This window comes from Pseudomonas fluorescens (assembly GCF_902498065.1).
Taxonomy (GTDB): domain Bacteria; phylum Pseudomonadota; class Gammaproteobacteria; order Pseudomonadales; family Pseudomonadaceae; genus Aquipseudomonas; species Aquipseudomonas fluorescens_BJ.
In genome coordinates, this window is sequence record NZ_CABVIR010000001.1 from 849,959 (window position 1) to 863,972 (window position 14,014).

General features: G+C 58.9%; 16 protein-coding genes. 5 read left to right on the forward strand and 11 right to left on the reverse strand.

Translation table 11 applies throughout. The features are described 5' to 3' along the window. Window positions 1-11: 11 nt before the first annotated feature. Window positions 12-1,820: a monovalent cation:proton antiporter-2 (CPA2) family protein gene (locus F8N43_RS04290; protein ID WP_150636240.1), complete on the reverse strand. Its 1,809-nt coding sequence runs from the start codon at window positions 1,818-1,820 to the stop codon at window positions 12-14. A 186-nt stretch (window positions 1,821-2,006) separates the two neighbouring features. Here F8N43_RS04290 and F8N43_RS04295 point away from each other — a divergent pair, with 186 nt between their 5' ends. Next, on the forward strand, window positions 2,007-2,312 hold the full coding sequence (locus F8N43_RS04295) for an RcnB family protein (RefSeq protein WP_150653259.1): 306 nt from the start codon (window positions 2,007-2,009) through the stop codon (window positions 2,310-2,312). 100 nt (window positions 2,313-2,412) lie between these two features. Continuing rightward, entirely contained in the window at window positions 2,413-2,877 is a 465-nt protein-coding gene (locus F8N43_RS04300) for a hypothetical protein (RefSeq protein WP_150653260.1), read from the forward strand. A gap of 6 nt (window positions 2,878-2,883) precedes the next feature. Here the strand turns inward: F8N43_RS04300 and F8N43_RS04305 are convergent, their stop codons facing one another. The 3 genes from F8N43_RS04305 to F8N43_RS04315 form a co-directional block, all read right to left on the reverse strand. Further along, entirely contained in the window at window positions 2,884-3,957 is a 1,074-nt protein-coding gene (locus tag F8N43_RS04305; protein WP_150630463.1) for a sensor domain-containing diguanylate cyclase, read from the reverse strand. 84 nt (window positions 3,958-4,041) lie between these two features. Continuing rightward, complete coding sequence (locus F8N43_RS04310) at window positions 4,042-4,365, reverse strand: protealysin inhibitor emfourin (protein WP_150636242.1); 324 nt, start codon at window positions 4,363-4,365, stop codon at window positions 4,042-4,044. After that, window positions 4,362-5,426, reverse strand: a complete 1,065-nt coding sequence (locus tag F8N43_RS04315) for a M4 family metallopeptidase (RefSeq protein ID WP_150636244.1) — start codon at window positions 5,424-5,426, stop codon at window positions 4,362-4,364. The genes F8N43_RS04310 and F8N43_RS04315 overlap by 4 nt, the downstream gene beginning before the upstream one ends. A gap of 142 nt (window positions 5,427-5,568) precedes the next feature. Between F8N43_RS04315 and F8N43_RS04320 the strand changes: the two genes are divergently transcribed. Then, window positions 5,569-5,907: an FKBP-type peptidyl-prolyl cis-trans isomerase gene (locus F8N43_RS04320; protein ID WP_150636246.1), complete on the forward strand. Its 339-nt coding sequence runs from the start codon at window positions 5,569-5,571 to the stop codon at window positions 5,905-5,907. Window positions 5,908-6,010: 103 nt separating this feature from the next. Here F8N43_RS04320 and F8N43_RS04325 read toward each other — a convergent pair whose 3' ends face one another. The 5 genes from F8N43_RS04325 to F8N43_RS04345 form a co-directional block, all read right to left on the reverse strand. After that, window positions 6,011-6,346: a hypothetical protein gene (locus F8N43_RS04325; RefSeq protein ID WP_150636248.1), complete on the reverse strand. Its 336-nt coding sequence runs from the start codon at window positions 6,344-6,346 to the stop codon at window positions 6,011-6,013. A gap of 4 nt (window positions 6,347-6,350) precedes the next feature. Beyond that, entirely contained in the window at window positions 6,351-6,590 is a 240-nt protein-coding gene (locus F8N43_RS04330) for a pyocin S6 family toxin immunity protein (protein ID WP_150653261.1), read from the reverse strand. Window positions 6,591-6,605: 15 nt separating this feature from the next. Next, complete coding sequence (locus F8N43_RS04335; RefSeq protein WP_150653262.1) at window positions 6,606-7,823, reverse strand: colicin E3/pyocin S6 family cytotoxin; 1,218 nt, start codon at window positions 7,821-7,823, stop codon at window positions 6,606-6,608. A 308-nt stretch (window positions 7,824-8,131) separates the two neighbouring features. Then, window positions 8,132-9,163, reverse strand: coding sequence for a D-cysteine desulfhydrase family protein (locus tag F8N43_RS04340; protein ID WP_150653263.1), 1,032 nt, complete (start codon window positions 9,161-9,163; stop codon window positions 8,132-8,134). 111 nt (window positions 9,164-9,274) lie between these two features. Then, window positions 9,275-10,384: a cytochrome P450 gene (locus F8N43_RS04345; RefSeq protein WP_150630468.1), complete on the reverse strand. Its 1,110-nt coding sequence runs from the start codon at window positions 10,382-10,384 to the stop codon at window positions 9,275-9,277. A gap of 82 nt (window positions 10,385-10,466) precedes the next feature. On the opposite strand from F8N43_RS04345, the gene F8N43_RS04350 reads away from it, so the two are divergent. Continuing rightward, window positions 10,467-11,231 (forward strand): ArsR/SmtB family transcription factor, encoded by a 765-nt coding sequence (locus F8N43_RS04350; RefSeq protein WP_150653264.1) that lies wholly within the window; start codon window positions 10,467-10,469, stop codon window positions 11,229-11,231. On the opposite strand, the gene F8N43_RS04355 is transcribed toward F8N43_RS04350, so the two are convergent. After that, window positions 11,228-11,836 carry a LysE family translocator gene (locus F8N43_RS04355; RefSeq protein ID WP_150630470.1) on the reverse strand — a complete coding sequence of 203 codons (609 nt, stop codon included), beginning with the start codon at window positions 11,834-11,836 and terminating at the stop codon, window positions 11,228-11,230. The genes F8N43_RS04350 and F8N43_RS04355 overlap by 4 nt on opposite strands. A 105-nt stretch (window positions 11,837-11,941) precedes the next feature. Here F8N43_RS04355 and F8N43_RS04360 point away from each other — a divergent pair, with 105 nt between their 5' ends. Then, a complete protein-coding gene (locus F8N43_RS04360; RefSeq protein ID WP_150653265.1) occupies window positions 11,942-12,880 on the forward strand; it encodes a LysR substrate-binding domain-containing protein in 939 nt (312 codons plus the stop codon). Between the two features lie 77 nt (window positions 12,881-12,957). Here F8N43_RS04360 and F8N43_RS04365 read toward each other — a convergent pair whose 3' ends face one another. Next, complete coding sequence (locus tag F8N43_RS04365; RefSeq protein WP_150630472.1) at window positions 12,958-13,977, reverse strand: branched-chain amino acid aminotransferase; 1,020 nt, start codon at window positions 13,975-13,977, stop codon at window positions 12,958-12,960. Window positions 13,978-14,014 lie beyond the last annotated feature (37 nt).

A 14,014-nucleotide genomic window follows, 5' to 3' on the forward strand; every position in this document is an offset into this window, starting at 1 on the left:
TCAAATTCACCTCAACGCTTACTGGATTCTTCTTCCAGCTGATCCGACTCGAACAGCTTCGCCAGTTCCGTCCTGGCTTCCTGCGCGGTCTGCAACACCTTCGCCGCATCGTCATACACCGCATGCTGCGCTTCCAGCACTTGTTCGTCGTGATGCTTGAAACGCTTGATCCGCGCATCGGCCTGCGCCTGGGTCAGCCCCAGCCCGACCAGCGTGCGCCGGCTCATTTCCAGGCTCGAATAATAGGTTTCCCGAATCGCCTCGGCCCCCAGGTCCACCAACCGGTGCACATGCTGACGGTTTCGGGCGCGGGCGATGATCTTGATGTGCGGGTACAGCCTGTGCACCACCTCGGCGGTTTTGATGTTGGTGTCCGGGTCATCGGTGGCGATGATGAAGTATTCCGCCTGCTCGACCTTGGCTGCGCTGAGGATTTCCGGGCGCATCGGGTCGCCGTAGAACACCGGTACGCCGCCAAAGCTGCGAGACAGCTCGATGGTTTCCACCGAGGTGTCGAGGGCGACGAACTTGATGTTCTGCGCACGCAGAATACGGGCGACGATCTGCCCCATCCGGCCCATGCCGGCGATCACTACGCGGGGTTCGTCGGTGTCGATCTCGCGGAATTTCTCCGGCACCACCACCGGCTGCACCTTCGGGCTGACCAATCGTGCGCAGATCAGCAACAACAGCGGCGTCACCGCCATGGATAGGGTGATCGTCAGCACCAGCAAATCGTACAGGCGCGGCTCGAACAAACCCTGATCGCGGCCAATCTTGAACACCACAAACGCAAACTCACCGCCCGCCGCCAGTACGATGCCGAGGCGAATCGCACTGACTTTGCCCAAGCCACCGGCCAGTCGCCCCACGACAAACAGCAGCGGCAACTTGATGGCGATCAGCAGCAGCGTCAGGCCCAGTACCGTGATCGGTGCGCTGAGCAGCAGACTGAGATTCGCGCCCATGCCGACGCTGATAAAAAACAACCCGAGCAGCAAGCCCTTGAACGGTTCGATCTGCGCTTCCAGTTCGTGGCGATACTCGGAATCCGCCAGCAGCAAACCGGCGAGGAACGCGCCAAGCGCCATGGACACGCCGACCAGATCCATCAACCACGCGGTGCCGATCACAACCAGCAACGCGGTGGCGGTGGAAACCTCCGGCAGACCGGTCCGGGCTACCACGCGGAACACCGGGCGCAGCAGATAACGTCCGCCGATCACCACCACGGCGATGCTGCCCAACACCCGCAAACCGTGGTTCACGTCCTCGGCAGCACTGCTGGTGTGATCGCCGCCCGCCAGCAGCGGCACCATGGCGATCAGCGGGATCGCCGCGATGTCCTGGAACAGCAGAATCGCGAACGCGAGCCGTCCATGAGGACTGGTCAGCTCCTTGCGCTCGGCCAGGCTTTGCAGGCCGAAAGCCGTGGAGGACAGCGCCAGGCCGAGCCCCAGCACAATCGCGCTGTTCAGCGGCTGGCCAAACACGGACAGCGCCACCACGCCAATCACCGATCCGGTCAGCAGCACCTGCGCCAGACCGACACCGAACACCGCTTTGCGCATCACCCACAAGCGTCGTGGTGACAGTTCAAGGCCGATGATGAAGAGCAGCAACACCACGCCAAGTTCGGAAATATGACTGACGCTTTGTGGGTTACCGATCAGGCCCAGTACCGACGGCCCGATAATCACGCCGGCAAACAGATAGCCCAGCACCGCCCCCAGTTGCAGGCGCTTGGCCAGAGGAACGGTGAGCACCGCCGCGAACAGAAACACGACAGCGGCTTGCAACAGGTTGCCTTCATGGGGCATGGCGAAACTCCTGAACTCGGTACGGCGGGGGGCACAAGGATAAAGGCTGTGACGGCAGGCGTCAGCCTGACCTGCAATGATTGTATGAAGGGCGCGTCGTTGCGTATGCCACGCGCAATCATAAGGAATGTTTCCGTACCGTCGCAGTCGGAGTTCAGGTACCACGACATCACTGGAGGTTCACCCATGAACAGCAAGACCCTTATCGCCAGCCTTGCCCTCGTCGCAGGCCTCGCCGGTATCAGCCCGATCATTCAAGCCGATGAACCGCAAAAAACCGTGCAGCCCGGCGTCAACAACACCCGCGAACTGGTGGTCGGCGACCGCGCCCCGGATGTTTACCAGCGCAGCGAGAAGGCCATCGGCAACTGGAAGGCGAAGGGCCTGAAAGCCCCGAAAGAACAGGCGCAGTGGGTGCAGATCAATGGCAAGTACATGATGGTGATGATCACCAACGGGACGATCATGGATATCACGCCGGTGGAGCGTTAGGCCGCCAGCAACAATTGGCCATGGACGGTTGATTGAAATTGTCCTGGCTTGCGGTAAAGCTCCACGGCGATTTTGTTGACTGGACGTCAGGAGCGACTCGTTGGTAAAGAAACCCCTTTATCGCAAGGTCAATACCCGTACATGGGGTGTGCGGAGCAACGACTACTCAGGCGAGTATCGTCACCAGCGGCATACAAAAGCCGAAATCACTAGCGATGCGTTACGAAGTTCAATGCATGGAACCCGTCAGCACGGCCGCGATTACACGCCGCTGTTCAGGTTTCTGCTGTCCAGAGTGGGTGAACGTTGGGATGACGTTTTCAGCGAAGCGGTTGCTCGACTTGATCGACCAGAGCCGATTTTCTGGATGGTTGCTTTGCGCGAAAGTGAGCAGAAGGAATTCGTGAGGACAGATGAAGCCAGCTACTTCAGTGGTTTGTTCGTTGATGATCAGGGTTTGCTTGCGTCAGTAGCACCTGAGTTGACCGCCGAGAACATGCCGACGTTTTGCCGATGCTGCACCCACAGTTTCAACGGCGTTGCCTATGGCCAACGTAAAGACTGAACTGTTTCATTCAACCCGACTATGGCTCAACCCTTGCTCACCCAACCGGTACTGATTGTTCCCGCTGCGTTTAGCCGCATACATCGCCAGGTCGGCAATATGAATCAATCGGTCCATGCTCGGCGCATGGTCCGGGAACACCGCGACGCCCAGGCTGGTGCCGATGTGGCGCTGGTCGTTGCCGATGGTCACCGGCGGCGAGAGTTCGACGAAAATTTTCTGGCAGATACGCCGGGCTTCGTCTTGCAGGCTGCCACCTTGAGGCAGGCCCTGGAGGATGACCACGAATTCGTCGCCGCCGATGCGGGCGACGGTATCGGTTGCGCGCAGGATCTTCTTCAGGCGCGTGGCGGTGGTGACGAGGACGCGGTCACCGGCGGCATGGCCGTAATGGTCGTTGATGGCCTTGAAACCATTGAGGTCGACGAACACCAGGGCTACTCGCGTGGCAGTGATTCGCGCCTGCTCAAGTGCTTGGGACAGGCGTTCTTCGAGCACCAATCGATTGGGCAGGCCGGTCAACGGGTCGAAGTGGGCCAGGTGCTGCAAGTAACTGGCGGACGCTTTTTCCTCGGTGATGTCACGGACCACGCCCATCATTTTGATCGTTTCATCGTGATCGTTCTTCACCACGTTGCCGGTCTCGCGTAGCCAGCGAATGGTGCCGTCGGGCCAGATCACCCGGTATTCCTCGTCATGATTCTCGCCGGTTTCCAGGCAACGCAGCTCACCGGCCCGCACCCTGACCCGGTCGTCGGGGTGCACGCAGGCGCAAAACAAGGCGTAGGAGGGCGTCACTTCGCCGATCTTGAAGCCGAACATGCCGTAAATCGCCTCGGACCAGTAGAGGCGATCGGTGTCGACATCCCAGTCCCAGGTGCCGATCCTGGCGAAATACTGGCTGCGTTTGAAGCGTTCGGCGTCGCCATCCTGGTGGATGGTTTGCCGTTCGGACAGGTTGGTAATCAGCGCACGATACTCGGCCAACTGCTTTCGGTGCGAGCGTTCGCGGCAGATCAGCAGGATGATCAGGGCAACTACCAATGAGCCGAGGGCTGCGCTGGTCCAGACAACATTCATTCAGGGTTTGCCATCATGGCGTGCCATCATCAAGAAAAGGTGTGCTTATGTTAGTTCACACGCTTGCTCAATTGCACGGTCCCCCTAAAGAAGTACACCTTTGTCCCACAACTGCACCAGTTCCCCCGGGGCCTGATCCTCGGGGACATTCAGCACCCATCCACCGTCCTGATCATTGAGGCGCAAGCGCACTTCGATTTGATAGAAGCGTTGATCACCCTGACCGCAAGACTCCCGGGCCAGTGGCAGGCAACCCTCCAGCAACGTGCCGATACGCGCGCGCTGATCGATATCACATTGCGCGAATTCGATTTCGCGAGGACGGGTGAGGGCGTGAACAGCCGCGAAACCGCCCTGGCGAGAGAGTCGCACCACGGTATCATCGCCCAGTGTCGGCAGCGTTTTCATGAACCCTCCTGCGTCAGTTTGACCCCCACCTCGGCCCACCCGTGTGCTACCGCCCGCGCCTCATCGGCACCGAAGCGGTGGCGGGCGTGGGCGAGGGTCAGTTGCGCGAACTGCTCGAACGACGCTTCGCCGCCCAATCGTTTGTCGCACAGCGTGTCGTACCAGATGCGCCCGGCCTTCTCCCACGCAAACCCGCCCAAGGTTTCGGCCACCAGATAAAACGCTCGATTGGGGATGCCGGAATTGATGTGCACGCCGCCATTGTCTTCCCGGGTGATGACGAATTTGCGCATGTGCTCCGGTTGTGGGTCCTTGCCCAGCAGCGGGTCGTCGTAAGCCGTGCCCGGATGAGCCATCGACCGCAAGCCGATGCCCTTGATGCGAGGCGTCAGCAAGTCAGCACCAATCAACCAGTCCGCCTCTGCGGCCGTCTGGCCGAGCACATGTTGCTTGATCAGCACGCCGAAAACGTCCGAAATCGATTCATTCAATGCCCCCGACTGGTTGGCGTAGACCAGGCCGGCTTCGCTTTCGATCACGCCGTGTGTCAACTCGTGCCCGATGACATCCAGCGAGCGGGTGAAGCGCTCGAAGATCTCGCCGTCGCCGTCCCCGAAGACCATTTGCGCGCCATTCCAAAAGGCATTTTCGTAATCCTGGCCGTAATGCACGCTGCCGATCAGCGCAAAACCCTGATTGTCGATGGAGTCGCGGCCCAGCACTTTCCAGAAAAAATCATGACTGGCGCCCATTGCATCGTAAGCCTCATCCACCGCAGGATCGCCCGTCGCTGGCTGGCCCTCAAGGCGTGCAGGCATTCCCGGCAGCAGCATTTTGCCTTGCGCATCATGAATGCTGCGCTGGAGCTGGCCGGGTTGAACCGAGGGGGGCAGGATCGCCGCCGCAGCAGAAGGCACCGGTGAGCCCGGCGTGTGCCGAAGTGTGCGCACGTGTGTCAGCGTGAGCATCGCGCTGGAGCGTTGATGCTCGGACCCGTGGGCGATGATTCGATTGAGAATGTAGGGCGGAATGAAACTGCGCAGTGATCCTGGGTCGGTCATCAGAGCATCCTTTCCTGAGCACGAAGTCGATACTCATGTGAGTGGGTGCAGAGGGTTCAGTTCCATGGATTGCCTTCGGCGCCGAATTCTGCGAAAACCTCCGTCCGCGCCCCGGACCGGGCGACCGTAAACGAGTAGAAGCATGAACGACGAACTGCAAATCATCGATATCGAGCCGGGCAACGGCAAAGCCGCCGTCAAAGGTGCACTGATCACCACCCAGTATCGTGGCTGGCTGGAAGACGGTACCGAATTCGATTCTTCCTACAGCCGAGGCAAGCCTTTCCAGTGTGTGATTGGCACGGGTAGGGTTATCAAGGGTTGGGACCAGGGCATCATGGGCATGCAGGTCGGCGGCAAGCGCAAGTTGCGGGTGCCAGCGCACCTTGCCTATGGCGAGCGAACCATGGGCAAGATCACGCCGAATTCGAACCTGATTTTCGAGATTGAATTGCTGGAAGTGCTGACGCGGGATGATTGATTTGTTGGTTGTGGCCTGAAAACACAAACCTGTCATCTAGCTTAGAGGTGATGGCAGGTTCTATGTTCTGGAAGAGGAGAATTTCCGATTTTGATTTAGCGAGTCAGATGAAAGTCTCAATATCATCTAGCGTGTCAGCAACCGTCGCTTCAAGCGTCGGGAATTTTGTTTTCGCAGTATCGAGGGCGGGAAGCACCGTGTTCATATCCAATGTTCCGTGTCTGCGGGCTATATGACCGAGCGATGTGATAGCCGATGCCACGACCCGTTCGCTGCTGCTGTCGAGGTAATTCAAGCAAATGGTCTGAGCCCAGATTCTGTCCTGCTCATTCAAGCCAATGGAAATCAATGCGGAGACAACATCCGCTTCTAAGCCGCTATCAAGAAGACTGACCGTTTCGTCGTGGCTTATTGATGGATCTTGATAGAGAAGACTCACCTCTCTAACTTCTTACCCCTATGAATAGATCCAGTTCTGTCGGCAACTGCTCATTGAGAGCTAGAACGAGTCGCTGGACCTGCTCGCTAGTTAGCAACCATTCTCCATCCGCGCACTCATCAAGACTTTTCCATCCAAGCACCTCCATTACCAAGGCTTCAAACTCTGGCCGAACGGTAAGTTGGTATTTTAATGAGTCATCCTCAACGTCACCTTTTAAAAATCCACTAATCCATAAAAACATAGCTATTTTCCTTATTCATTTCGCGGTGAATCTACCGGGAGTTGCGGGATCTATCTGCTCCCCTGTTTCGTGGTTGAACTCTCCAATATGCTTACCTTGCTTGTCATAAATCTCTATGGCACCTGTCTTGCTGTCCCATTCATATATTCGCCCCTTTCGGTCCTTCCACCGACTTCGTTTGCCTCCACCGCCCTGAACACTGCTTTTCGATTTAACAGGGAGGGCATCTGGGAATGCAGGTAATGACAGCGGGGGCCGGTGGTACTTTATATCACCGCCAAGGGCAGGTCTTGAAATCACGATATACAGCGACTGCACACCAGAGTCAGCCGGGAATACAAGAATGAAATCCTTGTATTCCGGCGGGTAGATCGGATTGACGATGATGCTGTCTGCAGCCGGTGTAGGCGGATAAATCCAGATGTGCGGGGCTTGTGGAGCGCCTTCAAGCGCTGGGATTCCCGAATTGCCGGACGGGTCTGCGGCGGGTGTCCATATCAGTTTTATCCCGTTACCAAAGTCAGCCACCTGTTGAGAGTCTTGAGTTATGAACTGCACGACCGGAATCATTTCCCAATCTCTGCGCGTCTGGGTGTTGTACCCATAGCCCTTTAAAGTGCCATCGGCCAGTTGTTCTACATACAGGCGGATACGTGAACGACCTTCCTTGAGTGACTTGAGCTGTTCTTCTGAATATAGGGAACTGTCCCCGAGACTGGACGGCCAGAGCAGCGCAACGACACCCGCCAAAGCGCCGGCAGCAAGACCAGCAGTCATTATTCCTGGACCCACGGCAACAGTGGTCCCGAAACCAGTCGTTCCAACCCCGCCCAAGAAAAGCGTTCCAAGTGAACCGGGTAACGCACCACCGCTGATTTTTTTGAGAGGAATGTTTCCCGCTGCGTCCCTTTCGCGACCACCCAGAAGAGAGAAGTTTCCGTAGTCAGTCAGTTTCTCGACAGGAACAAATCCCGCTGGGTTGTCGTGGTTGATTACTCCGTCCGGGAGGTTGCAACTTTTGGTGAACACACAACCCTTGGTCCGATTTTCCCGCAGAGGCTGCCTGATATGACGATCTTCGTAGGCCTGCTGCCGGGCCATCATGTCGTCATAGGATTTTTGTCTGGCATCCCGCTCCGCCAGTTCAGTGGCGGTCATGTATCGGGTGGTGATGTGATGCCCATCACCTGATGGTGGGTTTTGAACCCGTGGGATGTCTATTTTGCGAGACATGAGCGTCCTTGTTTCATCCGTTGAGAACGATGCGGACGCTATCTCGTTAAGGCTATTCCTGGCTGTAGGACGGATCTGAAAACATGCCTGCTGTTACAAGTTCGACTCGATTGATCTTTCCTGAGCGGACGTAGTTGTTGGCAATGGTGGAGGGCGTTTTCCCGTAGATGTACGCGCGAAAACGATGTGTCACTAGTCATTCCCCATCGTCGGAACGCCGCCCGCAGCAAGCCGGCTCCTTCAGGGGCAGCGCAGTACCTGTAGGAGCCGGCCTGGCGATGAACGATAACGCGCTCAATCTGGCGTCGCTAACCCTGAAACGTCTCGCGATACGCATACAACCCCGGTGTCCCGCCCGTCATTACAAACAGCACGTTGTCCCCGTCGCGAAAACGTTCCTGCTTGAAATCCGCCACCAACCCGGCAAACGCCTTGCCGGAGTACACCGGATCTATCAGCAAACCTTCGGCGCGAGCCATCAGGCGTACGGCGTCTTGCATGGCCTGGGTCGGCAGACCGTAACCCTCGCCCAACTGACTGCCGTCAATCACGATGTCCTCGGGCCGTACGATGGCGTCGCTGCCCAGTAACGCCAAGGTGTCCTGGGTCAGTTTCAGGGTTCGGGTCGCTGACGAGTCTCGATCCGATAACACCGAGTAAGACTTGACGACCGCTGTGCCTCGGCCCAGCAACTGGAAACCGCTCGCGAGCCCGGCGTGGGTGCCGGCGCTGCCGTTGGGCACCACGACTTGGTTGAAGGTGAGGCCGAGCGCCGTCTCCTGCTCCGCGATTTCCGCCGCGCAACGCGCATAGCCGAGACTGCCCAGCGGGGTTGAGCCACCCATGGAAATCACCAACACCTTGCGCCCTGATTCCCGAAGTTGCGCCGCCCGAGTCTCGGCCCGGGCGAGTGAGTCGGTGCCTGCGGCAAGCACTTGTAGCTGTGCGCCAAACAATTGGTCGAGCAGAACGTTGCCGTTAAGTTCGTAATCCACCTCGGATTTGGGGACGGAGCGGGTGAGGATCAATTCACAGTCAATGCCCAAACGCGCACAGACCGCCGCGGTCAGTCGCGCATGGTTGGACTGAACGCCGCCCACGGTAATGACCGTATCGATGCCGGCCTGCTGCGCAGCACCAATGTGGAATTCGAGTTTGCGCAGCTTGTTGCCGCCACCGCCCAGCAACATGTGATCGTCGCGCTTGAGAAACAGGCGGGTTCCCCGGGTCTCCAGGCCCAATAGCTGCTCGATACGTTCGGCGCGCTGAATGGGTGTTGGACCTTGCAGGAGGTCTGCTCGCGCAAAAGCATTGAGGGACTTGTCCAGTTGGGTTTGCATCGATGGCGCCTCGCTGACGTTTATCAGAGTGACTCTATGGAGAAAGTCACTCGCGATAAACGCATTGCCAGTCATTACACCTTTGACGCCATGTAACTAATAGCGTGCACTTTACGAGAACAGTGGGATCCGGCCGTTGAGGGAAGGGCGGTAGTGCCAGGTCAATCGGTCCAGTGCGGGTTTCGACGCCAGAGCCTGCGTCAACGTGGCGCTGGCGATACTCAGTGCCAGCACCTGCCCCGGACAATGATGCCGCCCTGAACCGAAGGTGAAACTGCGCCGCTGCGGACGTTCGAACATGAACGTGTCAGGCTGCTCATTGAGTTGCGGGTCACGATTGGCTGAGGCCAGTAGCACCAGGATCACGTCTCCGGTATTCAGCGCTACGCCTTCGATTTCACAGGGGGCGGCGACGAACCGACGGGTGTTCTGCACCGAAGGATCGAAGCGCTGGGCTTCGGCCACCAGGTCGTCAATGTTGATCGAATCGTTCAACCACTGTGGGTTTCGAATCAGCGCCAACAACGCGTTGCCGATCAGCCCTGCGGTGGCTTCATAGGTCTGGGAAAGCAGGCCGACGAGATTGGCGATCATTGCATCGGTGTCGGAGGAAGCCGCAAACCGCTGGCGAATACCGGCGAGCAAGGCGCTTTGGTTGTCCGGATCATCCAGCAACTCAATGAAGTAGCCGCTCAGCTGTTCCGCCGCCGCATGGGCAGCGTCCAGTTGCGCCTGATCGCTGAGGGGCGACAGGCACGCGACGAAATCCCCGGTCAGCTCGCTGATTACCCGAGCCTGTGCGGGCGAAAATCCCAGCAACGCTGCCACTACGCACACCGGACCAAGGAACATTGCCTTGTGCAGCCCTTCGGCGTCCGGACTGAGCAAGCGCGCGCCGACCAGTGCGTTGACTTCCTCCACGTCAATCAGCGCCAGCGCCGGTTGTATCGCTGATCGCGGGCAACGCTGGCGTTCGCCCTCGTTCATCCGCATCAACTGACTGAAAACCTTGCCGGCCATGCCGCTGGCAATGGCCTTGGGCACCGGCTCATGCGTCGGCCGAACGTGACAGTCAGGATGCGCCAGCACCGCCGCCACAGCCTTGGCGCTGCTGACGACCCACAGTTTCAGTCCCTGGTGAAACATCAGTCCGCCCTGAGCGCGCAGCTGCGCGTAATAAGGATAAGGATCGGCGTGAGTCGCAGCGATGATCGGGTCCATGGGGCGCGTCCTTGTTCGTGGTGGGGAAAGTGTTGCTACTATCTCCAGTCCGAAAGGGGCTTGATTCGTCCGGGAGCGAAATATGAACGCAGAACAACACGACCTCGGTGTCTCACACGTAGCGGCGGCCATTGCCGAACCGGCCCGGACCAGAATGTTGTGTTCGTTGATGGACGGACACGCCCGCACCAGCACCGAGCTGGCGGCGATTGCCGAGGTCAGCGCTTCCACCGCCAGCGCGCACCTGGCGAAACTCAGGGAACTGGCACTGCTGCGTCTGCACGTTCAGGGGCGCCATCGCTATTACAGCCTCGCGGACAAACGCGTGGCCCAGGCACTGGAAGCATTGATGGTGATCGGCCAGAACAGCGCGCCGACCTTCAGCCCGCGCACCCCGGACCGCCTGCAATTTGCCCGCACCTGCTACGACCACATGGCTGGCACGCTGGCGGTGTTGCTGCATGACCGGCTGCTGGAAAAAGGCTGGTTGCTGGAAACCGATGAGCAGGCTTATCGGCTGAGCGACAGCGGCGAAGTGTTGTTTGAAGGATTGGGCATTGAGGTCAAGGACCTGAACACCCTGCGCCGGCGGTTCGCCTGTCCCTGCCTGGACTGGAGCATGCGCCGGCCGCATCTGGGCGGTTCACTGGGGGCGGCGTTGCTGCAGACGGCGATCCAGCGCAAATGGGTGACTCAGGATCTGGACAGTCGGGCGCTGACGTTGACGGCAACGGGGCGAAAGGAATTCAGCAGCCGGTTTGCCGTTGAACTGCCGGTTCAGGTAACGACAGCACAACTCGCGTCCACCGAGACCAAGCGCCGCGCGATCATCAGTTCTGCGCCTTAACGACTGGCCGAGGCCATCAGCACGCCGAAACCGGCGAAGGTCACGCCCGAGACTTTCGCCGCCAGCCAGGAACCTTTCGGGCTCGATAACCAGCCTTTGGCTGCATTGGCGAGCAAGGCATAGCTGCCATGCACCAGGACAACCAGTACGGCGTAGGAGGCGACGAGCTTGAAAAACTGGGTGGAGAAGTGCGCCGAGGTGTCGATGAATTGCGGGAACACCGCCAGAAAGAAAAACACCGCTTTGGGGTTCAAGAACTGGATGGAAGCCGCTTCAAGAAAGCGATAGCCCGGACTTGAGGGGCGCGTTTCAAGCCGCGTACTGAAACGATCCGAGCGCCAGCTTTTGTAACCCAGGTACAACAAATAGACGGCCCCTGCGTATTTCAATGCGGTAAAGGCGTTGGCGGAGGTGCTGAGGATCAGGCCGACACTGGTGGCGCTGATGGTGGCGACGACAAACGCCCCCGACGCGATCCCCAGAATGCCCGGCACTGCCCCCGTCCATCCGTGGCGCACCGCGTTGGAAAGGGTCAGCACCACGCCAGGCCCTGGGCTCAAAATGGTCAGGGTGGCAAACAGTAGAAAGAGTCCGTAGCTGTTCATGTCTTGCTCCGTCAGGTGGTGCTGGCTGCGTGTTGGCAGATTGGCGTGACGGCGTGGACGTGACAAACACTTTTAATGCAGCGCATGTGTGACTAAATTAGACGCATGACTAATCAACTACCCCCTCTTAATGCTGTTCGCGCCTTCTCCGTTGCTGCTCGCCATCAGAGTTTCAGCCTGGCGGCCGAGGAGCTACATGTCAGTCACAGTGCCGTCAGCCGGCATATCAAATTGCTTGAGGAGCACTTGGGGGTGCTGCTGTTCGAGCGGCGTGTCCGTCAATCGGTGCTGACGCCGGCCGGTCAGCGCTTTTATGAGCAAGTCAGTGCCGGACTGGCGCAGATCGCCAACGCCGCCGCTGCACTCAAGCAACATGCCTCGCTGCCGACCGTGAAGATCAATGTCCGTCCCTCTTTTGCCATGCTGTGGCTGATGCCCAGGCTGGAGGATTTCATTGCGCAGCACCCTGACATCAAGCCGCAGGTGATTACCCAGACCCAGGCACCGGATCATGCGCGCGACGGGTTTGACCTCGTCATACGCCGTGGTCGTGACGATTGGGCGCCGGCGATTGAGGCGCGAGCCCTCTTCGAAGACGAGCTGTTGCTGGTCGCGGCCCCCACGCTCATCCAGCGCCTGGCCCTTGAAGACCTCGCGTCCCTGGGCCGGCACACGTTACTGACCGCCAAGGCGCGCCGCGAAGATTGGCACAATTGGGCCCTGCACTTTGGTCAAACCCAGTCAGCCACTCAGGTCACTCGGCAGTTTGATCACATGCACCTGGTGCTTGAGGCCGCCGTGGATGGACAGGGCATTGCCTTGTGCCCGACCTCCTTGCTGGGCACCCACCTTTCGAGCGGTCGCCTGATTTGCCCGTTGCCCGAGTTACGGATGCCGTTGCCGCGTTATTACTACGGTGTTGCGCCGGATGTGACGGCGCAGACACGGGTGTTTGTTGAGTGGTTGTTTACCCGGATCGAAAAGGATACCGGTCGGGTGGGGGGCGGATCACAAGGTGATTGGCCTGCAAGTGACCCGCGCTGAAAAACGGCCGGCCAACAAAAAAACCACCCGACGCATTCGCGAGGGGTGGGCTTTTTTTTAGTGCTTGAAACGCTGGGTCAAACCTTGACGATCCAGCCTGCAGGCGCCTCGACGTCGCCAGTCTGTACGCCCGTCAGCTCTTTGTAGAGCTTCTGGGTGACCGGGCCGACTTCGGTTTCGCTGTGGAACACATGCAGATGGTCGTTGTAGCTGATGCCGCCGATCGGGGTGATCACGGCAGCTGTGCCGCAAGCGCCGGCCTCCTTGAAGTCGGACAGCTTATCGATGAACACGTCGCCTTCAACCACTTCCAGGCCCAGACGCGTCTTGGCCAGCTCGATCAACGACAGGCGGGTGATACCCGGCAGGACCGACGGCGAGTTCGGGGTCACGAACTTGTTGTCGTGGGTGATCCCGAAGAAGTTGGCCGAACCGACTTCCTCGATCTTGGTGTGGGTCATCGGGTCCAGGTAGATGCAGTCGGCGAAATGCGCCTTCTTGGCCTGGGAACCTGGCATCAGGCTGGCGGCGTAGTTGCCACCGACCTTGGCCGCGCCGGTGCCTTGTGGAGCTGCACGGTCGTAGCTGGAGATCAGGAAGTTGTGCGGGGTCAGGCCACCCTTGAAGTAAGCGCCGACCGGGATGCAGAAGATCGAGAAGATGAATTCCGGTGCGGTACGCACGCCGATGTTGTCACCCACGCCGATCACGAACGGACGCAGGTACAGCGCGCCGCCAGTGCCGTAAGGCGGGATGAAACGCTCGTTGGCACGGACCACGTCCTTGCAGGCTTCGATGAACTGCTCGGTGGACACCTGTGGCATCAGCAGGCGGGCGCAGCTGCGTTGCATGCGTGCGGCGTTCTGGTCCGGGCGGAACAGGTTGATCGAGCCGTCCTTGCAACGATAGGCCTTCAGGCCTTCGAAGCACTGCTGGCCATAGTGAAGGGCAGTGGAGCCTTCGCTGATGTGCAGCACATTGTCTTCGGTCAGGGTGCCTTTGTCCCACTCGCCATTACGCCAGTGCGACAGATAGCGCTTGTCTGTCTTGATGTAATCAAAACCCAGCTTGTCCCAATTGATGCTTTCGTTACCCATGACACCCTCTATCACTTAACAACCGCCGAAACGGTTC